The following is a 24,474-nucleotide window of genomic DNA, read 5'->3' on the forward strand; positions in this document are numbered from 1 at the left end:
AGTTTTAGGATTAATAATCAATAACTTAATTACTAACATGCAATTAACGTCATTGATATTTATTGAGGGTTTATAGTGCTTCAAATACTGTTAGATCTTTAAAAGTTCACGCTGAAGTTACTTCTTGATCGCATTTAGTACTCTGTTACCCAAGGCTAAGTTTTTCGCTTTGGTGACACTATGAGTTAACTAGGAAGCGAAATACTTTATCAAACGATTATTTTCCAATAATCAGATAAATCTATATTTAAACAGGGAGCGTAGAATGAAATCGCAAAAGAAATTATCGTTAGTATCACTTGCTATTGCAGCAAGCTTAGCCTTACCCGTTTCAGCAGCAGGACTTTCATTACCAGAAGTGACCGCCGCAGAGAAATCCGCATTCGCTTCGAACACTAGCGCAACAGTAATTCAAACGGGCATGGAGCAGGATGCCACAGTCAGCCAAACCGGTACGCGTCATATTTCAACCGTGACACAAATTGGTGATCTACAGTCTGCTGAGGTAACCCAGCAAGGTGACTGGCAAGAGTCGTATATTAACTCTGAAGGTAATGAAAATTCTGTCATTACTGAGCAGGTTGATGATTGGCATATTTCAAATGTTGGTATCCTAGGTGATCAAAACCAAGTCATGATTGAACAGGCTGATTTTTATAACACCAGTGACGTGTACCTAACGGGAAATAACAACACTGCTGATGTTATTCAAGATGGATCGCAAAACCAAAGTATCATCGATGTTATTGGTAATGAAAACGCTGCAGAAATAAGCCAACTCGGCGCGATTAACTTGGCGGTTTTCGCTGTTGAAGGCAATAGTAATAGTGCAACCATAATGCAAGATGGTATCAATAACCAAGCAGGCATGGTATCTGATACCGGCAGCCTAAATGCTGGCGATGGTAATGAACTACTTGTTAACCAACTGGGTAATGATAACTTTGGTGCAGTGTTAGGTGCATTTGGTGATAATAATACATTCGATTTTAATCAAACAGGCGATGTTAACACTGCTGTGGTAGCAAGTTTATCGGGCTCGTTAAATGAGATTACGATTGACCAAACTGGCACTAATAACGGCGCAACTATAGAGTTTGCTTTTGGAGACGATAATGACCTCGGTATTTATCAAGATGGTTTTGGTAACCAAGTAGGTGGCGCTAATATTGCTGTTTTAAGTGGCTCACTTAACGATATTGAGGTGGTACAAACTGGTGATGCCAATTTGACTGAGTTTGTTGTTTATGGGGATGAGAACGTTATTTCTGTAGATCAAAATGGTGCAGATAACTATACCGCTTTTATCGCTGACGGTTTCGAGAATGGAGTCACTATTACTTCCACTGGCGAGTTTAACTTTGCATACTCAGAAACCGTTGGAGATGACAATACTGTTGATATGAGCCAAACCGGTAATGATAACGAAGCGGTGATTTCAAATATCGGTTCAAACCAGACTGTTGATATCAGCCAAGAAGGTGATTTTAACTTAACTGATATTGTCGCCTTTGGTGATGACCACTCAATTACCGTTTCTCAGCTAGGCGATGGCAACTGGGTTGGTGGCGATGATGGTTACTTTGCAATTGATGGCACTATGAATACATTAAATGTAACCCAAATCGGTAATGATAATACGGTTACAGGCATGCAAATTGGTACAAATGACATTGCTACTGTAGTCCAAACAGGAAACTTTAATACTGCGGCAATTTACCAGAATTAATTTATAGATACTTGTCTTAGTGAATATAGGGAGCACTTTTGCTCCCTATTTATTTGCTTTAATCTCTCGAACATGAGAAAAGCTTATTGTTTAATTACACTTTCAGCACATTAAGCTTACACAGCTTACCTAAGTGCCCCATTCAACCCCAGTAATTATCACGCTCCCCCCGGCGATTAAGGTATGATATTTCAAACACTTACAGCTTACACATTAGTATCATTAATTCTGAGAAACCTGATAAAAGTTCATCATTTAACTTTAAAGCGATGTAATAATTGATGACATAATGAATGTAATAAAAAAGCCAGTTGCAAATAACAACTGACTTAATAGCATCACTAAATTATTCCAAGCGGGTAAACAATCTAAGTTAGGCGAATTCAAAATGTGCTTGGTAGGTTTGCGCCCAGCGCAGTAACTCGACCCGGTTTCGAGATTGGGTTTTTCTAAAAATGGAAGATATATGCGCCTTTACCGTGTGCTCACTAATGCAAAGGCGGTGGGCTATTTCTTTATTTCTTGCACCACTTGAGACTAGTTGAATAATGGTTCTTTCACGGCTAGTCAGCATCTGCAGCATAGCCACAGTATCGGCTGGAATTTCAGTGTTGGCATCAAGCTTTTGTACAAGTCTACGGAAGATTTTACTAATCAGTGGCCTGTCATACCAAAGCTCATCAGCGACCATTTTACGCAGGCCGGTCAACATTAAGTCCATTCGTTGGTCGGCATAAAGTAGGCCTCTAACGCCTAATAACAGTGCTGATTCTTGATCTAGTGAGCCTCGCTCAACTTGATACAAAGCCACGGGCACATGAGTAACTAAACGTGAAACCAACAGCGGAATACCTTTACTATCAAGCGCCGCGCCTTTTTGTGCAATCAAGTAAAAACTGTTGGTATTTTTTTCGACTTCAAGTTCACTGGCATGTTTCACAACCCGTGTTTTTAACCCTATCGATTCTGCTAAAATAGCCAAGTGGCAAGGTGCAGCAACCTGGTGTAAGAAGACTAATTCATCAATATTCGAATTCATCACTTTTCTCCCTGAAAAGTATTCTTTATCTCTCGCTATCTGAGTTTCTTCCTGAAACATCGTAGATAACATATTCACAACATTATGCAATAATAGTATATTTTGACTAGTTCATTCGGTATTTTTGCAATACTTAAGGTTTAACTGAAAATTAACTCCTGTCAGAACATATATTCATAGCATAGAACCAACTAAATAATCACCTCTTATCAGTATAAAAAACTAGAAATAACTCATTTAAAGTGATGCTAACTGCTTATTATGTAACTTTGTCAGTAATACTAATGCACTAATACCGCCAATAAGTGCCATAAACATATCTGACTGTGTATCCCACACATAACCTTGAGTGCCTAAAAATGCCTCTGCGTTCTCGCCTGTTGCAGCTGCCACCCACCACTCTATGAGTTCGTAAAAAGCCGAAAATGCCAATACAAAACATACTGATAAAAACTGACACCAATAACCCAGTTGCAGTACATGATTTCTCAGCATCACCTCTCTTGCCAGTATGACGGGAATAAAGCCCTGAGCCAGATGACCGACTTTGTCATAATTATTGCGTTCGCTCCCCATTAACTCAGCCAACCAATCAAACAGTGGTACTTCTGCATAGGTGTATTTGGCGCCCACCAAAAGCACGCAGCAATGTACCAATATCAATAGGTAAGCTAATGGGGTTAGTGGAAATTTATTGCGAGTAAAAAATAAGATGGGTAAAGCGATTAAAGCGGGCAGTGCTTCTAGCCACCAAGTGAACATATCTTTAGGTGAACTCACCGACCAAAGGAGCACCACTGCAAAAATAACCACCCATATAACTTTCTTATTCACTCTACAATCCCCTTAGATGATATTGTTCTAAATCAAGATCACAATCTTTAGCCATCTAGCCCTCTACAATGGCAATAAATAATGCTATTTTGGTTGCGCGTTAATATCAGCATAACATAAGCATAACTATAGATAAGAGGGTACCCACACCATGGCAAAACACTCGCTTGACAAGGATAAGATTAAAATCCTGCTGTTGGAGGGCGTCCACCAAACTGCAGTCGATGTACTGAAGCGTGCAGGTTATACCAATATTGAATACCACAAAGCCTCTCTTCCTGAAGATGAATTGCTGCGTTCAATTAAAGATGCTCACTTTGTCGGCCTACGCTCGCGCACCCAATTAACCGCTGAAGTGTTGAACCATGCTGAAAAACTAGTCGCGATTGGCTGTTTCTGTATTGGTACTAACCAAGTTGATATTGCCGCTGCTGAGAAGTTAGGCGTGCCAGTATTTAATGCGCCATTCTCAAACACTCGCAGTGTTGCTGAGCTAGTGTTGGGTGAGATCATCATGCTGATGCGCGGTATTCCTCAGCGTAACGCCCTTGCCCACCGTGGCGGTTGGCTAAAAAGTGCCAATGGTAGCTATGAAGTGCGCGGTAAAACCTTAGGGGTGATTGGTTACGGCCATATCGGTACTCAGCTGGGTATATTGGCTGAAACCCTCGGTATGCGGGTGGTATTTTTCGATATTGAAGACAAGTTGCCACTGGGTAATGCCAGCCAAATCCATTCAATGGAAACACTATTGAATGAAGCAGACGTTATCAGCTTGCATGTACCTGAAACTGCGCAAACAAAAAATATGATTGGTGCGACAGAGTTTGAACAAATGCGTTCAAAAAGCTTTTTCATTAATGCATCACGGGGCACTGTGGTTGATATTGATGCGCTTTCTGATGCGCTCAAGTCAGGCCACATTGCAGGCGCGGCCATTGATGTATTCCCAGTTGAGCCTAAGTCAAATGATGACGAATTTATTAGCCCACTCCGTGGACAAGATAACGTCATTATTACCCCGCATATTGGTGGTAGTACTGCTGAAGCTCAAGAAAATATCGGTATTGAAGTCGCGGGTAAGCTGGCTAAATATTCGGATAATGGTTCAACTGTGTCTGCTGTTAACTTCCCTGAAGTGTCATTACCACAACATAAAGGCACCTCACGCTTATTACATATTCACCACAACCGTCCTGGTGTGTTGATTAAAATTAACCAAGCGTTTTCAGAAAAAGGCATTAACATTGCCGCGCAATATCTACAAACTACAGCAGATATTGGTTACGTGGTCATGGAAGTCAATTCAAACCAAGCCGAACAAGCACTGGGCGAGTTAAAAGCAATTGAAGGTACTATTCGTACTCGCGTATTGTTTTAATTCAAGCTAAGTCGGTGAACTATTTAACTTAAGGCTTATCTGGCAGTTAAATTGTAAATTAAAGCTATCTTCAATTAATTGAAGGTAGCTTTTTCTTTTGAGCCTCACTGAATTCCGTTACACTCAAAGCTTATCTTTGTTGCTCACCTTAGGGATCATTTTATGACACTCGCAACCACACAGCCAAACTGGGATTACTTAACTTCAACGCCCGACTTACTGGTTTCAAACTTAAGCCACTTAGGTTTAATTGAAGTGACCGGTGAGCAAGGTAAAACCTTTATTCACGGCCAAGTCACTACCGATATCGTATCGCTGACAGAAACTCAGTGGCGCTGGGGCGCGCATTGCGATCCTAAAGGTAAGATGATTGCTAGCTTCAGAACCTACACAGTTGCTGATAGCCTGTTTGTTTTAATGCCAGCCTCAGTATTACCGCTAAGTTTGGCCTCATGGCAGAAATATGCGGTATTCAGTAAAGCTGAATTAACTGATGTCACTGCTAAGCACGTTATTTTAGGCTTTGCTGGCAGTCAGGCTGCACAATTTATTGAGCAGCAATTTGGACCGGTTGAACATGAAGTAACTCACGCTGAAGGCGCTATCATTTTAAAAGATGCTGAGCGCTTTATGGTGATTACCTCAGCTGAAAAAGCGCAGCAATTAGTCGCTGCATCAAATCAACCACTATCTCACTGCCAAGCTTGGCAAGCATTAGAAATTCAAGCCGGTTACGCCAATATTGATGACAACCACAGCAGTGAGTTTGTGCCGCAAATGTGTAATATACAGGCGGTAAACGGTATTAGTTTTGAAAAAGGCTGTTACATGGGCCAAGAGACCATTGCCAGAATGAAGTACCGCGGTGGTAATAAACGCGCCCTGTATATTCTATCCGGTAGTGCCTCTGAAACTGTCAGCAGTGAAACTCAAATTGAAATTGCCTCAGAAGATGGCTTTCTTCGAGCGGGTAAAGTTATCGAAGCGGTTGAACTTAATGGCCAAGTGCTATTAACCGCGGTATTGGCTAACGATACGCCAAATGATGCAACACTCAGAGTAAAAGATGACAGCCAAAGTGAGCTAGTGGTGAAGCCGCTACCTTATTCGTTAGAAGATTAACTTAAACTGTTATATGGGTTAAAGCCAACAAAGGCCGCTAACCGTAAAATGAAATAAAGGCTGATGAATGAGGTTACTTCTCTTTCTTCAGCCTTTTTTGTTATTTCAAAATCAACATATAAACGGGTTATTTCAATGAAAGTCGATCTAAGTAATTTTATTTATCGTATGATGATGTAATTACAAGTAATACCAGAGACGCTAATGACAACAGTGATCACCCAACTATCCCAAGTATCCAAAGGCTTTAACGATGGCGATAGACTTCATCAGGTGCTTAACTGTGTCGATTTATCCCTGCATCGTGGTGATACCATTGCCCTAACCGGCCCCAGCGGCACCGGTAAAAGCACCCTACTTAATATTATTGCCGGATTTGAGAAAATTGATTCTGGTCAGTTACAACTCATGAACCAACAAGCAGCGCAGTGGCAAGATAGTCAATGGAGCCAGTTTAGGCGCGCGCAACTTGGTATTGTCTTTCAGCAATTCAACTTACTCACCCCGCTTAATGTTATCGATAATATCCGTTTTGTATTACAGCTTAATAATCAAAAGTGGAGCGATTGGGGCGATGAGCTTATTTCGCAGCTTGGGATTGGTGGCATTTTAACCAGACCTGTTGAAACCTTATCCGGTGGTCAGCAGCAACGCGTCGCCATTGCCAGAGCATTAATCCACAAACCGGCATTATTATTAGCAGACGAGCCAACCGGTAATTTAGATGAAGCTGCAGGTCAGCAAGTAATGGAGCTAATGTGCCAGCTCACCATGGCTGCCAATACTACAGTATTGATGGTAACTCACAGTGAAACCTGTGCAGGCTATATGAAACGCAGGTGGCATTTAGACAAAGGCCACATTCATGAGTAATCAGGCTCAAGACATCACGGTCAAACAATGGCTGTTGTCACTAAAAGTTTTCTTTGCCCACTACCGCCACGCGCCATTACAAGCTGGGGCAATTCTTCTCGGTATTACCCTCGCAGTCACCTTGCTAATAGGCGTCAAGTCTACCAATGAAAATGCGGTAAGAAGTTACAGCGAAGCCACCGAACTATTAAGCCAACGGGCAAGCTTGCTGATCACCCCAGCTGCAGGGAAACAACTCATTGATGAACAAGTTTATTTTCGATTACGTCAAAGCGGGATAAGCAATGCTTTAGCTGTGATTAATGGCCTTGCCGTCGACGATAAAGGTCGGCGCTGGCAAATTCAAGGTAGCGATTTATTTGCCGCGGTTAACTTACAAAACCATTCATCTGAAGCTCAAACGAATACCAAGAGCAAAACCCCCATCAATATTCCACTGGATAAGCTATTAGCAGGCAACAATGTGTTGTTAATGAGCCAATCCCTAGCAGATAACATTGCAAAAGACGGTTGGTTTTATTTACAAAACCCGCAAGATAAAGCCGCTAACACGATCAAGCTAGAAGTGATCAGTGTCGATGATGATTACGGCTTAGGTAATGCCATTGTCGCTGATATCTCTTTAGCGCAAACCCTATTAGACCAAGCTAATAAGCTGTCTTACATTGCGTTATTTGATCCTGCTGAGCCACTGATTGAGCAAATCAATAGCCAAAACCTATTACAGCAACAGGCGAGTATTACAGAGCAAGATCAAGGCCAAGCGCTACAAGAGCTGACTCGCAGTTTTCACTTAAACCTTAACGCCATGAGCATGTTGGCTTTTGTAGTAGGGCTGTTTATCGCTTATAACGGCGTGCGCTACAGCTTGATGAAGCGACAAAAATTATTAGTACAATTACTGCAATTAGGGATTAATAAACACAATGTCATGCTCGCACTGGTCGCTGAGCTCATTGTGCTGGTGATCATTGGCGCGAGCTTAGGCTTTATTCTGGGGCTGCAACTCAGCGTCTGGCTACAACCTATGGTCGCCATGACACTAGAGCAACTTTATGGTGCTAGATTAATGCCCGGCAACTGGCAATGGCAGTGGTTTGCCCAAGCCATAGTGTTAACCTTGTTTGCCGCTTTACTCGCCTGTCTGCCACTGTATCGGCAATTAACCCAACAGCCCCTCGCCCGTGCTGGCACTAAACATAATCAAGCAAGCAGTTTACTTACCACCCAACGTTGGTCGTTTGTCATCGCGATAGTGGCATTAACCATTTGCGCAGCACTGTTTCCGTTTACCGAGCAATATCAATTTAGCCTCGCACTGATGGGGGTTGTTATTGTTGCTATTCCACTATTGCTGCCATTAACACTGCATTATGTTAGTGGCAGTTTGGCTAAGCATTTTCCGGCTGGATTATGGCAATACATGATTGCAGAAACCAAAGAGTTAATCGGGCCGTTATCGTTAGCTATGATGGCGATGCTATTGGCGCTAACCGCTAATATTTCGATGAATACCTTAGTAGGCAGTTTTGAAGTCACCTTAAAAACCTGGCTTGAAAGCCGCCTTCATGCAGATTTATACATGCGCCCGTCAACTGAAAACATCACTGACATTGCATCATTCTTAGAGAAGCAGCCTAAGGTCACTGGCATATATTCACAGTGGACAGTAAATAGTAGTTACCAAAATATGCCTGTTGAACTTGTGAGTCGCGACTTGTATTCAACTAAGATTGTCAGTTCGCTGAAACAGCAATCAAATGACTTCTGGGCTGAGTTTACTCAGGGTAAACAGTTGATGATAAGCGAGCCCATTGCGATTAAATACAAGTTACAAATTGGCGATCGCTTTACATTGCCAATCATCTCAGCAAAAACGGAGCAACAGCCCGTGACCATTGGCGCTATCTTCTTTGATTATGGTAACCCTAAAGGTCAAGTCGTGATAAGTAATAGGCTGTGGCAACAATTACAATTGCCCAAGCAAGCTAAAAGTATTGCAGCCAGCTATGACGGTGAGATCAGTGAACTTGAACAGCAACTGGTTAATAGCAAGCTAATTTCTACCGCGCAGATGTATAACCAAGCCAAAATTAAGCAGCAAGCCATAGCCATGTTTAAGCAAACCTTTTCTATCACCATGGTGCTCAATAGCCTCACCTTAATGGTGGCTGCCATTGGATTATTCAGTGCATGCTTAATGCTAACTCAAGCTAGGCAAGCGCCATTAGCTAAGCTGTACGCCCTTGGGGTGAGTAAAGCCCGCTTGCGCTTTATGATGTTCATTCAAATGCAGTTTATTGTATTGCTGACCTGTTTAGTGGCGCTGCCGACAGGAGCTGTACTGGGCTACTTACTGATCAACAAAGTCACTTTACAAGCCTTTGGTTGGAGCATTGCCATGCTATGGGACTGGCAAGCCTATGGCCGAGTGGTGTTAATTGCTCTGTCTACCAGCGCCGTTGCCATCGCAATCCCGCTTTACTGGCAAACCCGCAAATCACTTATCCATAACCTTCAGCAAGAGGCTTTATAATGTATAACGCCCCGATAACCCGCGCCAACATAAAGCCACTGATTGAGCCAGTACTAAAGCTTCGACAGTCAGCTTTTAGCGCAATATGGTTACTGTTAGCTTGTTTGAGCCAAATGGGCTGTCAGCCTGATTCGGCAGTAGAGTCAGATAATAAAGCCAGTATGGGCAGCCTATTAACGCAAGACGCTGGCAGTCTTGAGCAATACGCCAAAGTACTGCCAGATCATCAACTCCATTTCCCCAAAGATCATTTAAGCCATGATAAATTTAGGCAAGAGTGGTGGTATTTAACGGCCAATATGACCACTGCAGCGGGTGAAGAGTTAGGGCTTCAATGGACTCAATTCAGAATTGCGCTGTCTGCTAATGATACTGGCGCGCCAAACAACTGGGCCACTAACCAAATGTTTATGTCACACGTTGCACTAACTTCAGCATCCAAGCATCAAGCCAAAGAGAAATGGTCTCGCGCCCATCCACAACTGGCCCATGTTAGCTCTAATCCTCTCACCATAGTGTTAGATGATTGGCAGTGGCGCAGTAAAACCAATGGGTTATTTCCGGCAAATTTAACGGTTAATACTGCAGAGTTTGGCTACCAATTATCATTAACCAGTAACGCGCCAATGAACCTACAAGGTGATAATGGCTACAGCATTAAAAGCCCTAACGGCGAAGTTGCCTCTTACTATTACAGTCAGCCTTTTATTGATTTAACAGGTTCTATTAACCGTAATGGCAAAACTGAAATAGTTACAGGCAAAGCCTGGCTTGATAGGGAGTGGAGCTCGCAATTTCTCACTAAAAGTCAGCAAGGCTGGGACTGGTTTTCTATTCGCTTAGATGATGGTTCTGCGCTAATGCTATTTCAACTAAGAAACACTAATACTGAGGCCTTTTTTAGCGCCCGCAGAATGTTTGCCGACGGCAGCGGCAGCAATATTAATAGCAAGTTACAGCCAAACGACATACAAGTTACCCCCCTTAGCTGGCAACAAACTGACAGTGGTCGTTACCCAATAAGTTGGCAGGTTAGCATTACTAGCGAAGATATTGATGTCACGGTTAAAGCACTTAACCCCAACAGTGATATGCCATTGACAATCTCTTATTGGGAAGGCCCGATCAGCGTATCTGGCAGTCATTCTGGTAATGGATATATGGAGCTAACGGGCTATTAGCACCATTGATGTTAAAAGTTAATTTTGCCTCTTCCTCGCTTTTTAAAGCCTATAAAAACGCTACTTAAGATAGGACAGACTTTTTATATATCTGTCCTATACTTTGTCTTTAATTCTCAATTAACCGCCAAAATTAATCTCATTTTTACTAATTAAGTAATTGAGCAAATTCAAAAATGTGCTTTAGGTCACGCTCGCTAGTGTGATCTACAGCAATAAACAGCCCGTATACTCAGTCTGGGGTATACCCATGAAAAATGTGCGGTCTAGACTCAAAGACAGTTAAGTTTTTTGTAAATAAAAACCTTGGTAAATAAAAACAAAGATAGTTTTTAAATACTGTCTATCTACATTTAAGAGTGAGGAAACACCATGAGCATAAGCCGTCGCGAGTTTCTAAAAGCCAATGCAGCTACCGCAGCCGCTTCGGCAGTTGGACTTGCTTTACCAATAAAAATGGTTCAAGCAGAAGAGCAGTCTGCAGCAATAAAATGGGACAAGGCACCTTGTCGTTTTTGTGGCGTGGGCTGTAGTGTTTTAGTGGGTACCAAAGGAGGCAAAGTTGTTGCTACTCAAGGTGATCCAGAAAGCCCAGTCAACAAAGGTCTTAACTGTGTTAAGGGCTATTTCCTCTCTAAAATTATGTACGGCAAAGACCGCCTTACGTCGCCATTATTACGAATGAAAAATGGTAAGTACGACAAAGAAGGTGAATTTACCCCAGTAAGCTGGGATGTTGCCCTTGATACCATGGCTGAGAAATGGAAAGCCAGTATCGCCAAAAAAGGCCCGACATCGGTAGGTATGTTCGGCTCGGGTCAATGGACTATCTGGGAAGGCTACGCGGCATCGAAATTACACAAAGCGGGTTTCCTTACCAACAACATCGATCCTAATGCCCGCCATTGTATGGCATCCGCTGTAGGTGGATTCATGCGAACCTTTGGTATTGATGAACCTATGGGGAGCTATGATGACTTTGAAGCAGCCGATCATTTCGTGCTTTGGGGCGCCAACATGGCTGAGATGCACCCTATTCTATGGTCACGCTTAACTGACCGTCGTTTAAGCCATGAAGGCAGTAAAGTCCATGTGTTATCAACATTTGAAAACCGCAGTTTCGAATTAGCGGATAACCCTATGGTATTTAAACCGCAATCTGATTTGGTTCTATTGAACTTCATTGCCAATTACATCATTGAAAATGATGCGGTAAATAAAGACTTTGTCAGCAAGCACACCAACTTTAGAATGGGTGTGACTGATATTGGTTATGGCTTACGTCCTGAGCATCCACTTGAGCAAAGTGCTAAAAATCCAGGTAGTGGTGGTTCAACGCCAATTAGCTTTGAAGAGTACGCCAAATTTGTCAGTACTTATACTGCGGAATACGCTTCAGAAATGAGTGGCGTACCAGTTGAAAACCTTATCGAAATGGCTAAAGCTTATGCTGATCCTAACATTAAGGTGATGAGCTTATGGACCATGGGCATTAACCAACATACCCGTGGCGTGTGGGCTAACAACATGCTGTACAACATTCATTTGTTGACCGGTAAAATTGCCACCCCAGGTAACAGCCCTTTCTCGTTAACTGGCCAGCCATCAGCTTGTGGTACGGCTCGTGAAGTGGGTACTTTCTCACATCGTTTACCTGCTGACATGGTGGTGACTAACCCTAAGCACCGCGCAATCACTGAAAAGTTATGGCAATTACCTGAAGGCACTATTCCGCCTAAAGTCGGTTACCATGCCGTGCTGCAAAGCCGTATGCTAAAAGACGGTAAGCTAAACTGCTACTGGACCATGTGTACCAATAACATGCAAGCAGGTCCAAACATCAACGATGAAATTTACCCAGGTTTTCGTAACCCAGAAAACTTCATCGTGGTATCAGATCCATATCCAACGGTGACAGCAACCGCAGCCGATTTGATTTTACCAACAGCAATGTGGGTCGAAAAAGAAGGCGCTTATGGTAACGCTGAGCGCCGTACTCACATGTGGCATCAACAAGTTAAAGCGCCTGAAGGCGCTAAATCTGATTTATGGCAGTTAGTTGAGTTTTCTAAACGCTTTAAAGCCTCAGAAGTGTGGCCAGCAGAACTTATCGCTAAAAAACCTGAATATGCAGATAAGACCTTATATGACATCTTATTTGCTAATGGTGTAGTGGATAAGTTCCCAGCATCTGAGTGTAAAGGTGACTACAACGATGAAAACGATGCCTTCGGCTTCTACCTGCAAAAAGGGTTATTTGAAGAGTACGCACAGTTTGGTCGTGGCCATGGTCATGATTTAGCAGACTTTGATACTTACCATGAAAACCGCGGGGCACGCTGGCCTGTGGTTAATGGCAAGGAAACAGTGCGCCGTTTTGTTGAAGGTAGTGACCCCTACGTTAAAGCCGGTGAAGGTTATAACTTCTACGGTAAGCCAGATGGCCGCGCAGTGATTTTTGCACTGCCATACGAGCCTGCTGCAGAAGAGCCAAATGATGAATATGATTTATGGATGTCTACAGGTCGCGTACTAGAGCATTGGCATACTGCCAGTATGACAGCCCGTGTACCTGAGCTGCATAAGTCGTATCCTGATGCACAAGTATTCATGCACCCACAAGATGCCAGCAGTCGCGGTCTGAAAAATGGTGATGAAGTGAAAGTGATTTCTCCACGTGGTGAAGTGAAAACCCGTATTGAAACCAAAGGCCGTAACAAACCGCCAGTCGGCGTGGTATTTATGCCATTTTTTGATGCTAGACAGCTGGTCAACAAACTATTACTCGATGCTACCGATCCGTTATCGAAAGAAACCGATTTCAAAAAGTGTCCTGTGAAGATTGTTAAAGCCTAATTTTACTTACAGTGATGCTAAAGGACTTTAGCATCACTGAATCACTATTTTTCTCTATCCATTTACGCAAACGATAGTGGATATGACGGAGTGTAAACCATGAAGAAATTACTTAGCCTTGCTGCGATAGTGCTCAGTCTTAGCGCATGCTCAGGTCAACAAGCACAGCAAACTGCAGCACCTGTAAATGTAAAATCACTTGCTGGTGATGTACAAATTACTGACACTTTAGTTGCAGATGCAAAAGCGACTTATCCAAGCCGCGGCACAGCAATTGAAAGAACATTTGTGCATCAACCACCAATGATCCCCCATAAAGATAGCTACCCTATCACCATCAAAAAGAATGGCTGCTTAAGCTGTCATAGCCCTGAAAAAGCGCCGCGTATGAAAGCAACGCCAATTGATAAGTCCCACGTAAAAGCAGATGGTCAGTTTGACGATAAATACTATTTCTGTGTTCAGTGTCATGTTGCACAAGCAGATAATAAAGAAGCCTTAGTTGAGAATTACCACACAAACTAAGCTTTGGTATTTGAATTAATACCACAATAAAAAATGCCACTGAATATCAGTGGCATTTTTCTAGCTAAGCTAACAACAGTGGCTAAGACACCAAAACTAAAGCCTATGGCGTCACAATATTAAACCAGAAATTATACTCATCAAGCATACCTAAAAATGCAGTAAATAAGCTTTCATCACCGCTGATTTTTACATCACCTTTTTTAATAGCCTCATCAAAGGTTATCTCTTTTAGCTGGATGCTATTCATGGTTTCCATGCTCATCACTAAACCGACATCAGGGTCTTCTACTTGATTCGAGCTATGGTGCAATACCGCATTCTCAACCGTTAAGCTGTAGCCCTTTTTAAGATCAGTAAAATCAATATTGATATCAAACTGTTTACCCGCCGCTTTGGCAGAGTCCAATCTTACCGCTAAATAATCAAACAGCAATTCAGGTGTCATCGCGCGAATAGTATCAGGCGTTGCAGTTTGAGTTCCCCCTGCTGATGGAATACCATTTCGCAGCTCATAAGCGCCTTGCAAGTAGACTGAGCGCCAAGGGCCTGACTCAGCTTGATAACCTAACTGCTCAAAGGCATCTGCCAATAACTCTTTAGCATCGGTAGATTGAGGGTTAGCAAAAACAGCATGTTTCATCACTTCGGCAACCCAGCGGTATTCGCCATCAGCGAAAGAGTTTTTGGCTTTTTTAACCACTTCAGCTTCGCCGCCCATGTACTGCATATACTTTTTAGCAACCACTTCTGGCGGCAGATTATCAAGGTTAGATGGATTACCGTTATACCAGCCCATGTAACGTTGGTACACTGCGCGGCTATTGTGCTTCAGCGTGCCGTAATAGCCTCGAGTAGCCCAATTCTGCTCTAATTCAGGAGGCAGTGTGATCATTTCAGAAATCTCTTCACCTGTGTAACCTTGGTTCATCAATCTTACTGATTGGTCATGGGTAAATTTGTAGATATCACGCTGCTTTTTGAAATAAGGAATAATGTTGTCACTGCCCCATAAAGGCCAATGATGACTTTGGAACTTAACTTTGGCTTCTTGGCCCCACAGGCTAATAGTCTCGTCAAGGAAACTGGCCCAAATCAGCGCATCACGCACTTGCGCCCCACGTAGGGTTAAGATGTTATGCATGGTATTAGTGGTGTTTTCCGCCATCCACAAGGCTTTATATTGTGGAAACCAAGTGTTCATTTCAGCTGGCGCTTCAGTACCCGGAGTTAACTGAAACTCCATTTCAACGCCATCAATCGTTAATTTAGTCCCCGTCTGTTTAATTTCCTTATTAGGCACTAATAAACCCGCAAGCCCGGTCGATACTGTCATACCTAGGCCACCATTTACGCCGCCCTGGGCATTTCTTGGCAGTAATGCGCCATACATATAAACAGCTCTGCGACCCATTGCGTTACCGGCAATGACATTTTCAGACACCGCATGTTCAGTGAAATGCTCCGGCGCTATCACCTGCACTTTACCGCTGGCGACATCTTCTGCTGTAGCTAAGCCGGTTGCACCGCCATAATGGTCAATATGGCTATGACTATAGACAATCGCCACCACTGGGCGCTCTCCAATATGCTTATTGATTAAATCTAATGAGGCTTTAGCGGTTTCAGGGGAGATTAATGGGTCAAATACAATCCAGCCTTTGTCACCTTTAATGAAAGTGATGTTACTTAAGTCAAACCCACGTACTTGGTAAATATTTTCAGTCACTTCATATAAACCATGATGAAGTACCAATTGGCTATTACGCCATAAACTGGGGTTAACCGTATCAGGGGAGGCTTTGTCATCGCTAATATAAGATTTGTATTGCTCTAAATCCCATACCACATTGCCATTGGCATCTTTAATGGTCACCACATCAGGCTTAGCAATAAAACCCCGTTTAGCATTGTCAAAATCTTGCTTGTCGTTAAAGGGAAGCGCCTTTAGCACTGCGGCATTGGCTTTTTGAGTATGTTCAGTAGCAGGTTTAGATTGAGTAGCGGCGACACTATTAAAACACACAGCGACAGAAAAAGCCGCGCCAAGCAGATAAAGCGGTTTCATATAAGCTCCTTTTAAACACGATTAAATACTTAATTCGTTATCCTCGGAGTAAAGTTAGCTGCTTATTTAACCAATCGCTAGCGCTATTAGTTTTATTTTTATTAATATTTTATTTTTTATTCTCAAATTTAAGGCATAAAAAAACCGCTGTAAGCATTAGCTTGCAGCGGTTTTTATTAAAGCTTAAGCGCTAGAATTACTTCTTAGCAGCAGCTTCACGTTCTTTAACGTCAGCAATTACTTTTTCAGCAACACTGTTAGGACATGGTGAGTAGTGAGCGAATTCCATAGAGAATTGGCCACGACCTGATGTCATAGTACGTAGTGAACCGATGTAACCGAACATTTCTGATAACGGTACGTCAGCTTTAATACGAACGCCAGTAACACCAGCCATTTGGTCTTTGATCATGCCACGACGACGGTTAAGGTCACCAATAACATCACCAACGTTGTCATCTGGGCTGAATACGTCAACGTTCATGATAGGCTCAAGAAGTTGTGCACCGGCTTTAGGCATAGATTGACGGAATGCGCCTTTAGCAGCGATTTCGAACGCGATAGCTGACGAATCAACTGCGTGGAAAGCACCATCTGTAAGCTCTAGCTCAACGTCTAACACAGGGAAACCAGCAACAGTACCGGTGTTCATCATGCTAGCGAAGCCTTTTTCAACTGCTGGCCAGAATTCCTTAGGAACGTTACCACCAACAACTGAAGACTTGAATGTGAAGCCAGTGTTTTGCTCACCAGGACGGATAACATAGTCAATTTTACCAAACTGACCTGAACCACCAGACTGTTTCTTATGCGTGTAGCTATCTTCAGTAACCTTAGTGATAGTTTCACGGTAAGCAACTTGAGGCTCACCAACGATTAAGTCAACACCGTAAGTACGCTTAAGGATGTCTACTTTAATGTCTAAGTGAAGCTCACCCATACCTTTAAGGATGGTTTCGCCTGAGTCTTCGTCAGTTTCTACGCGGAAAGATGGATCTTCTGCAATCATTTTACCGATAGCGATACCCATTTTCTCTGAACCACCTTTATCTTTAGGTGCTACAGCGATAGAGATAACTGGCTCTGGGAATACCATTGCTTCAAGAGTACAAGGATGTTTAACATCACATAAAGTGTGACCAGTTTGAACATTCTTCATACCAACGATAGCGATAATGTCACCAGCTTGCGCTGAATCTAATTCGTTACGCTCATCAGCTTGCATTTCAACCATACGACCAACACGCTCAGTTTTACCTGTAAACGAGTTAAGGATGGTGTCACCTTTGTTGATCTTACCTGAGTAGATACGTACGAAGGTTAGTGCACCAAAACGGTCATCCATGATTTTGAATGCTAACGCTTTGAATGGCTCGTCAACTGAAACTAAAGCGTGTTCGCCAGTTTCGTTACCTTCTTCATCAGTAAGAGGTTGTGGATCAACTTCAACTGGGTTAGGTAAGTAGTCAACAACAGCATCAAGAAGAAGCTGCATACCTTTGTTCTTGAACGCAGAACCACAGTATGTAGGGAAGAATGACATATCACGGGTACCCTTACGGATACAACGCTTAAGCTCTTCCATAGATGGCTCTTCGCCTTCCATGTAAGCTTCCATTAGGTCATCGTCTTGCTCTACAGCAGTTTCGATTAGCATTTCACGGTATTCTTCTACCATGTCAACCATGTCAGCTGGGATTTCTTCGATTTTGTAGTTTTCAGCTTCGCCTGTTTCATCCCATACCCATGCTTTACGGGTAAGTAGATCAACAACGCCAGTGAATTCGTCTTCGATACCAATAGGAAGAACCATAACTAGTGGGTTAGCAGCTAGAACATCTTTAGTTTGCTTAACAACGCGTAAGAAATCAGCACCCATACGGTCTAATTTGTTTACGAAGATGATACGAGCAACTTCTGATTCGTTAGCATAACGCCAGTTAGTTTCTGACTGAGGCTCAACACCACCAGATCCACAGAATACACCAACACCGCCATCAAGCACTTTTAGTGAACGATAAACTTCAACAGTGAAGTCAACGTGACCAGGAGTGTCAATAACGTTAAAACGGTGGTCATTCCAGAAACAGCTTACTGCTGCAGACTGAATAGTAATACCGCGCTCAGCTTCCTGTTCCATGAAGTCAGTAGTAGATTCACCATCATGAACTTCACCGATCTTATGGATCTTACCGGTTAGCTTTAGGATACGCTCGGTGGTCGTGGTTTTACCCGCGTCAACGTGAGCGAAGATACCAATGTTTCTGTATTTGGATAATTCGGTCATGATTCAACTTTAATGATTAGTTAAGAGGTAGACGGAGCGTGTAAAAACTTAGACACACCGCACATCAGGTTATTTAAGGCGCATATTGTAAGTTGGAACCTGCAATAGCGCAAATGGGACTTGCAATTTTTATCGCATTTTACGTAAATAAATTCGATAAAAATACACATTTCTTATATAAAACAGAGAAATAAAACTTATCGTTTATTTTTCGAACAATAGTGTTTTTTTACTTCTAAGCTGTTTATATGGGGCTTAGGTTACTACAACAAGGTTAATATTGACTTAATCGCCTTCATTTAGGTGAATTTAAGCTGTTCCTCGTCGACCGATGCAAAAGCATTTAATTCGCTGTCGGACATAAAAAAATCCCTAAAAAAGCTTTAGGGATTTTTGTGTCATCAAGCAATCAAGCCTTAAGCTTATTCGCCATCAAGGGGCAAAATCACAAACAGTAAGTCACCTTGAGAAACTTGCTGACCATTACCGTTTAGAATGCGCTCAATGCGATACTTTTTATCTTCAGGGTACAGCACAGCATTTTGACGGTTAAAGCCGGCTAAGCTCACTTGAGAGAACATCTTCATCGCTTCAGTTAGCGCTAATGTTTGCTCTACTGTGACTATGTCACCTTCTTTAACAAAGTCAGGCTCACCCGGTGCTGGTGAGGTATAGAAAATACCAGCGCCTTGGGCTAACACTTTAAGCTCGTTACTTTCAGCAACCCGTAAAGACTCGGTATCTAAACCAACAGTTTCAGCCGCCGCTTCCATTTCAGCAATCAAGGCAGGTACATCTAACTCAGCCATCAAGCGTGGTAGATAGTTAGTGTCGTAAACACCTTGATTGAAGGTCGCATCCTTAAGGATAAGCTTCAATAATGGAATGTTAGTGGCAATACCTTTGATGTAGGCTTCATCTAAGTAAGCAGACATCTTAGTGATCACATCTTCACGAGACTCACCGCGAATAATAATTTGCGCGATTAAGCTATCGTAATATGGCGATACTTCTTTACCTGTTTCAGCAATCGAGATGATTTCAACATCGTCTCTTTCAGGCATGAAGCACTCGCTGATCTTGCCAGGGTTTGGCAACAACTGCAGCACGCCATCACTATCAAGGGCTGCTTTTTCAGCAGTAATACGCACTTCCATGGCGTAACCTTGGTCAACTGGCTCTAGATCTTCAATTGAGCGACCAGCAGCAATATCAAACTGGGCACTAACAATATCGATACCAGAAGTCGCTTCAGTCACTGGATGCTCAACTTGCAGACGGGTATTCATTTCCATGAAGTACACTTCGTTAGCATCGAGGTTGTAGATAAACTCAACCGTACCTGCGCCCATGTAATCAGTGGCATCACCTAATGCACGAGTGTATTCAAGTACCCGTTGCTTAAGCTCTTCAGGCAACATGGTTGAACCCGACTCTTCAATCACTTTTTGGTTATTACGTTGCACTGAACAGTCACGAATACCCAACACTTTGGTGTTACCAAACTTATCACGCAGTAACTGCACTTCGATATGACGCAATGAGGTGACGTATTTCTCAAGGTAAAGGTCGCCGTTACCAAATGCTGCAGCCGCTTCAGTTGAAGTTTTTTGGAACAAACCAATCATGTCTTCAGCTTTAGTGACCACCTGAATACCTTTACCGCCACCACCTTGTACCGCTTTAAGCAGTACTGGGTAACCAATTTCAAGGGCGACGTTTACCGCCTGCTCAGCGTTGGTCAAAATACCGTGACTACCCGGCACTACTGGCACGTTTTGGCCTTGTGAGGTTTTAATCGCGTTTGATTTGTTACCCATAGTCGTCATTGAATGCACGCTTGGGCCAACAAAGTTAACGCCATTGTTAACACATAAAGCAGCAAATTGCGGGCTTTCTGACAAGAAACCAATACCAGGGTGAAGCGCATCGACGTTTTCGTAATCTGCTACTTTCAATACAGAGTATGCATTCAAGTAACTCTCATCCGATGTATTACCACCAATACAAACCAGCTTGTCGTTCACTTTAAGCATGTCTGCAGGTACTGATGTCATATCAGGATCTGATGCCACTAAAACAACATTAATTTTGTTGTCATGGGCTTTACGGATCAATTTAACCGCAGTACAACCACGCGCATGGATAAGCACTTTATCAATCGGCTTCATTAACGCACGAGGATCGTCTTGAACAATCTTCTCTTCAATGGCTTTAACTTCAGGCACTAAGGTTGATACCGCTTTAGCAATGATCTCTTGGGCATGCAATGTTGGCAGTGGCATTAACGGATCAATACTTGATAATTGGCTATCTAAAGTATCAGTGAATGGGTTATGCACTAAGCCTGTCATCGCACCCGGTACTTTAGACAAGTAGTTAGATAGCGTTGCTGTTGATGGCAAGTATGCAGGCACCACCATTTGACCAGCAAATGGCATGTTAGTACCTGATAGATAATAAGTTTGCACTAACGGATGAGTCACAAAGCTTGCCTGTGCGCCACCAGTACAATCACCAAAACCGAACATCAATACTGGTAATTCATTGTCACGTACAAAACGGGTAATACGGTCATTCACCACAGCCATTGAGAATAGTGCTGCTGCACCTTCTTTGGTTTGCATACCACCAGAGCTAATAAAACAAACCACTGGCAATTTACGCTTAGCACATTCAATTAATAGCGCGCTGAACTTCTCAGCACTGGCCATATCAAACGCACCAGCCTGGAAGGCAATATTTGATACCGCAACACCCACACGCAGTGTTTGGCCATTATTATCAAAGTCAGCTAAACCGGTAATTAAACCACAAGGGCGAATGCCTTTGTCTAATGCATCTTCAATGGATAAACGAAACCCTGGGAAGTTAAGCAAGTTGGCAGACATCTTATCGCCATTAAGCTCTTCAAACTCAGTGAAGAACTTAGCAATAATATTTTCCCAACCCATCTTGCCTTGGCGTTTTTCATCACGAAGCACTTTTTGGATCAGTAGATCTTGGTAGCCCATGGTGAGGCGGTTCCAGAAATCTTTACGACGACCAATACGCACAGGGTTGATAGCACCTGTGTACTTAGACTGATCTTCTTCACTGTCGAAATACTCTGGCAATAAACGCTCAAAGAAGTAAGTTAAGATAACAAATAAACTGTCGTTTAATTGCGGGAAACCAACACTCTTCCATTGCTCTACACGGGTTAACAGTTCTGCACGGTTAGATTGCGCCATGAAGAATTTAAGCCATTTATAGAACTTGCTCTTATCATTGGCTTCATCATTATTTGATAACGCAGTATCAATGGCGTTATGCAATAACTTATCAACTGATTCACGCGACAGACTCTTAGACATCATCGCTTCTTTAGAAATCGACGCTAAGTTAACGACCACGTTGTCATATAGTGCATTAAAGATTAATACGTTATGACATTGCCAAATGAAGTCTTCACGCAACTCATCATTGACCACAATATCAAGCACAGTCAGTTGATTCAGCTCAGGCCAAGGCGCTTGAGTTGTTGATGATGGCAATGATTCAAGGTGCTTAATTAAGCCTTTGAAGTTGTTTGCTGAGTTACCTTTCCAGCGGTGATACAAAGACCAGCCGATGTTAAAGAGTAATGCCTTACGGGCTTTCTTATAGTTCTCTTTCGGCTCACCTAAGATGAAACGAGTGATCACGTTACGTTCAGCAGAAATCTCGCTACGTTTGGCATCAAAAGTGCCCCAAAGCTTATTCAACTCTTCGTCGTAAACTAATTTATCAGGCGTCGCTAACCAAGATTGGAATACACTATCTTGCTCTTGCTGAATACGCGCCAGTAAATCACCTTCAGGCACACTCACTTTCGATAAACGGCCATACTGTTCAACCGAAATTGAATGAATACGACTGCGCACCGTAAGATAGCGTAAATAACGATAAGCACTACCAAACACATTGTGGTGCATGGTTGGGCTGTTCGCTACAGCTAAACCTTGGCTATTTTCTAGCGCTGCAAGGTTTTTAGAAGGGTCTAAATAACGGCTTAAACTGCGATCATAATGCTCACGTAAATCGTCAGACTCTCGCACAAAAGTGATGGCGGCATTTTCTACTGCTTCAATACCACTAATGATTGCGCGGCGTAAATTGTGCTGACGTTCGTCTTTATCATAAGGAGAAAAATCAACGATACCGTCAATACAACCAGCAGAAAGCAACTCTTCTGGCGATACCCCAACAGACTTAGCACATTCTTGCCATGACAAGTTGTACTTGCGGGCAATGCTTTGTAAGCCTTGAGGTTGAATCGTGTTGAAAATACCATCACGCAATGACAATAAGATGTTTGCCGCCGCTAATGGGATCGCGCCGCCAGAGTAACCTGCACCAATCACGATACCGACAGTCGGTACGTCAACATTGGCACTTTCAGCAATGGCTTTTGAAATGGTATGGGCTTGGTTTTGGCTGTTAGCCACTTCACCCGCATCGGCGCCAGGAGTATCAATTAAGTAAACGATAGGCATTGATAACTCAGCAAAGTGACGAATCGCTTTACATGCTGCTAAGTGATGCTCTGGCATCCAAGCACCATTGGCCGAGGTTCTTTCTTGGGCAATAAAACCAATGCGGCGAGTACGTGAACCGAAGTTTAATTCGATTTCAGCACTATAAAAAGAACCTAAGTGGAACTCAGTGATCAACTTACCTTTAAGATCAGCGATAACACGTTTTGCACTTGGACGGTTCTTATCTAAAGTCGGTTGAATGACTTTAGCCACATAACTATCGACATCTAACGTCGACAGCTCTTTTAAATTTGCTTGAATCGCATCCTCAGATAACAATCCTTTGATTTCTTCAGCTAAAGTCTGCTTACTGTGAGCTGGGAATAATGAAAAATCTTTAGCTAAATGCTCCGCTTTAAGAAAGAGCGGATCAGCCGATTGTGCCGATGTCTTGTGTACGGGCTGCTTTTTGCTAGTCATCCTTAGATCCTCTGCTTATATAGCCTCTAAAATTTTTAGTCGGTAAATATAACTTTGTTCCCTGTACAATTACCATTAAACTATTGGAGACGCTTTGTTCCATTTTTGAGACAGTGAGGCTAAGGTGCCTGATTTAAACGGTATGATGCTGTTTGCAGCAGTAGTTAGAGCAAAAGGTTTCTCCCAAGCGGCCAGAGATATCGGCCAACCAAAATCAACCATAAGTCGTAAAGTTGCTCAGCTAGAAGAGCAACTTGGTGTACGCTTGCTGCAGCGTGATACCCGTAATTTAAGTCTGACTCAAATCGGTGCTTTATTTTATCAACATTGTGACTCTATTCGCCAAGAAATTGAAGCCGCCAAAGCCATTATCGAAAATACCCATAGCGATATTTCCGGCTCATTGCGGATTGCTATTCCGGTGTCATTCTCCCAAGACGTCATTGCCACACTTTGCAGCAACTTCATGCGCCTTTATCCCAACATCGAACTTGACGTTCAATTTACCGACAGTAATGTCGGCTTAGTCGGCGAAGGTTATGATATTGCCATAAAATATGGCCCATTAGAATCTTCTGACTTAGTCGCGCGGTTACTATTTGAACGTCAACCCATATTAGTTGCAAGTCCCGGATATCTCAAAAAATCAGGCACACCTGCTACCCCGCAAGAACTAGCCCTGCACAGTGGCATATTATTAGGTACCAGTATGTCGGCGCCGATTTGGCCAGTAGGCAAAGGTAATCGTAAAACCATGGCCACCTTTAAACGTAAGGTCAGAGTTAATAGTGCCAGTATGGTCAAACGACTCGCCCAAGATGATTTTGGTATCGCTATGCTGTCCAATAATAGCTGTAAGCAAGAGCTAGCGGCAGGCAGTTTAGTGCCTTTACTGCAAGAATGGCCCATGGAACCATTCAAAGTTTACGGGGTGTATTCAAGTAGACGACAATTAGCCAGTAATATTAGCGCCTTTTTAGATTTTTTCGCTAAACGTTATGCTAGCCAAGAGTCATTACAATCAATAATGAATTAGTGCTAAAGCCGTGTTAAATTAAACTCAT

The 24,474-nt window shown here is 42.8% G+C and carries 14 protein-coding genes; 9 read left to right on the forward strand and 5 right to left on the reverse strand.

The features are described 5' to 3' along the window. Positions 1-265: 265 nt before the first annotated feature. A complete protein-coding gene (locus BM739_RS10755; RefSeq protein WP_076540483.1) occupies positions 266-1,729 on the forward strand; it encodes a hypothetical protein in 1,464 nt (487 codons plus the stop codon). Between the two features lie 373 nt (positions 1,730-2,102). On the opposite strand, the gene BM739_RS10760 is transcribed toward BM739_RS10755, so the two are convergent. Together BM739_RS10760 and BM739_RS10765 are read right to left on the reverse strand one after the other, a co-directional pair. Then, positions 2,103-2,768 (reverse strand): LuxR C-terminal-related transcriptional regulator, encoded by a 666-nt coding sequence (locus BM739_RS10760; protein WP_076540485.1) that lies wholly within the window; start codon positions 2,766-2,768, stop codon positions 2,103-2,105. Positions 2,769-3,005: 237 nt separating this feature from the next. Beyond that, entirely contained in the window at positions 3,006-3,602 is a 597-nt protein-coding gene (locus tag BM739_RS10765) for a DUF2238 domain-containing protein (RefSeq protein ID WP_076540487.1), read from the reverse strand. Positions 3,603-3,753: 151 nt separating this feature from the next. Here BM739_RS10765 and serA point away from each other — a divergent pair, with 151 nt between their 5' ends. The 7 genes from serA (at position 3,754) to BM739_RS10800 (ending at position 14,076) form a co-directional block, all read left to right on the forward strand. Continuing rightward, positions 3,754-4,983, forward strand: a complete 1,230-nt coding sequence (gene serA / locus BM739_RS10770; protein ID WP_076540489.1) for a phosphoglycerate dehydrogenase — start codon at positions 3,754-3,756, stop codon at positions 4,981-4,983. Between the two features lie 162 nt (positions 4,984-5,145). Beyond that, complete coding sequence (gene ygfZ / locus BM739_RS10775; protein ID WP_076540491.1) at positions 5,146-6,105, forward strand: tRNA-modifying protein YgfZ; 960 nt, start codon at positions 5,146-5,148, stop codon at positions 6,103-6,105. A gap of 204 nt (positions 6,106-6,309) precedes the next feature. Continuing rightward, positions 6,310-6,978, forward strand: a complete 669-nt coding sequence (locus BM739_RS10780; RefSeq protein ID WP_076540493.1) for an ABC transporter ATP-binding protein — start codon at positions 6,310-6,312, stop codon at positions 6,976-6,978. Then, complete coding sequence (locus BM739_RS10785; RefSeq protein ID WP_076540495.1) at positions 6,971-9,514, forward strand: ABC transporter permease; 2,544 nt, start codon at positions 6,971-6,973, stop codon at positions 9,512-9,514. Before BM739_RS10780 ends, BM739_RS10785 begins: the two co-directional genes overlap by 8 nt. 113 nt (positions 9,515-9,627) lie before the next feature. Next, a complete protein-coding gene (locus tag BM739_RS10790) occupies positions 9,628-10,695 on the forward strand; it encodes a lipocalin-like domain-containing protein (protein ID WP_139326872.1) in 1,068 nt (355 codons plus the stop codon). 372 nt (positions 10,696-11,067) lie between these two features. Then, positions 11,068-13,551, forward strand: a complete 2,484-nt coding sequence (gene napA / locus BM739_RS10795; RefSeq protein ID WP_076540499.1) for a nitrate reductase catalytic subunit NapA — start codon at positions 11,068-11,070, stop codon at positions 13,549-13,551. Positions 13,552-13,650: 99 nt separating this feature from the next. Continuing rightward, positions 13,651-14,076, forward strand: coding sequence for a nitrate reductase cytochrome c-type subunit (locus BM739_RS10800; RefSeq protein ID WP_076540501.1), 426 nt, complete (start codon positions 13,651-13,653; stop codon positions 14,074-14,076). Positions 14,077-14,179: 103 nt separating this feature from the next. Here the strand turns inward: BM739_RS10800 and BM739_RS10805 are convergent, their stop codons facing one another. The 3 genes from BM739_RS10805 to BM739_RS10815 all read right to left on the reverse strand — a co-directional run bounded on the left by BM739_RS10805 (position 14,180) and on the right by BM739_RS10815 (position 23,410). Further along, positions 14,180-16,144: an alkyl/aryl-sulfatase gene (locus BM739_RS10805; protein ID WP_076540502.1), complete on the reverse strand. Its 1,965-nt coding sequence runs from the start codon at positions 16,142-16,144 to the stop codon at positions 14,180-14,182. Positions 16,145-16,340: 196 nt separating this feature from the next. Then, positions 16,341-18,431, reverse strand: coding sequence for an elongation factor G (fusA, locus tag BM739_RS10810; protein ID WP_076540504.1), 2,091 nt, complete (start codon positions 18,429-18,431; stop codon positions 16,341-16,343). 422 nt (positions 18,432-18,853) lie between these two features. Continuing rightward, positions 18,854-23,410, reverse strand: coding sequence for a biotin carboxylase N-terminal domain-containing protein (locus BM739_RS10815; RefSeq protein ID WP_076540506.1), 4,557 nt, complete (start codon positions 23,408-23,410; stop codon positions 18,854-18,856). 124 nt (positions 23,411-23,534) lie between these two features. On the opposite strand from BM739_RS10815, the gene BM739_RS10820 reads away from it, so the two are divergent. Beyond that, the gene (locus tag BM739_RS10820) at positions 23,535-24,446 is read left to right on the forward strand and encodes a LysR family transcriptional regulator (RefSeq protein WP_076540508.1); all 912 of its coding nucleotides are present in this window, start codon (positions 23,535-23,537) and stop codon (positions 24,444-24,446) included. Positions 24,447-24,474: the final 28 nt, after the last annotated feature.

This window comes from Shewanella sp. UCD-KL21 (assembly GCF_001957135.1).
GTDB lineage: Bacteria > Pseudomonadota > Gammaproteobacteria > Enterobacterales > Shewanellaceae > Shewanella.

Bases quoted from the DNA above. Each gene is read 5' to 3' on its own strand.
- serA (WP_076540489.1), top strand. From the start codon at position 3,754: ATGGCAAAACACTCGCTTGACAAGGATAAGATTAAAATCCTGCTGTTG.
- BM739_RS10780 (WP_076540493.1), top strand. From the start codon at position 6,310: ATGACAACAGTGATCACCCAACTATCCCAAGTATCCAAAGGCTTTAAC.
- napA (WP_076540499.1), top strand. From the start codon at position 11,068: ATGAGCATAAGCCGTCGCGAGTTTCTAAAAGCCAATGCAGCTACCGCA.
- fusA (WP_076540504.1), bottom strand. From the start codon at position 18,431: ATGACCGAATTATCCAAATACAGAAACATTGGTATCTTCGCTCACGTT.
- BM739_RS10805 (WP_076540502.1), bottom strand. From the start codon at position 16,144: ATGAAACCGCTTTATCTGCTTGGCGCGGCTTTTTCTGTCGCTGTGTGT.
- BM739_RS10785 (WP_076540495.1), top strand. From the start codon at position 6,971: ATGAGTAATCAGGCTCAAGACATCACGGTCAAACAATGGCTGTTGTCA.
- BM739_RS10800 (WP_076540501.1), top strand. From the start codon at position 13,651: ATGAAGAAATTACTTAGCCTTGCTGCGATAGTGCTCAGTCTTAGCGCA.
- ygfZ (WP_076540491.1), top strand. From the start codon at position 5,146: ATGACACTCGCAACCACACAGCCAAACTGGGATTACTTAACTTCAACG.
- BM739_RS10760 (WP_076540485.1), bottom strand. From the start codon at position 2,768: ATGAATTCGAATATTGATGAATTAGTCTTCTTACACCAGGTTGCTGCA.
- BM739_RS10815 (WP_076540506.1), bottom strand. From the start codon at position 23,410: ATGACTAGCAAAAAGCAGCCCGTACACAAGACATCGGCACAATCGGCT.
- BM739_RS10790 (WP_139326872.1), top strand. From the start codon at position 9,628: ATGGGCTGTCAGCCTGATTCGGCAGTAGAGTCAGATAATAAAGCCAGT.
- BM739_RS10755 (WP_076540483.1), top strand. From the start codon at position 266: ATGAAATCGCAAAAGAAATTATCGTTAGTATCACTTGCTATTGCAGCA.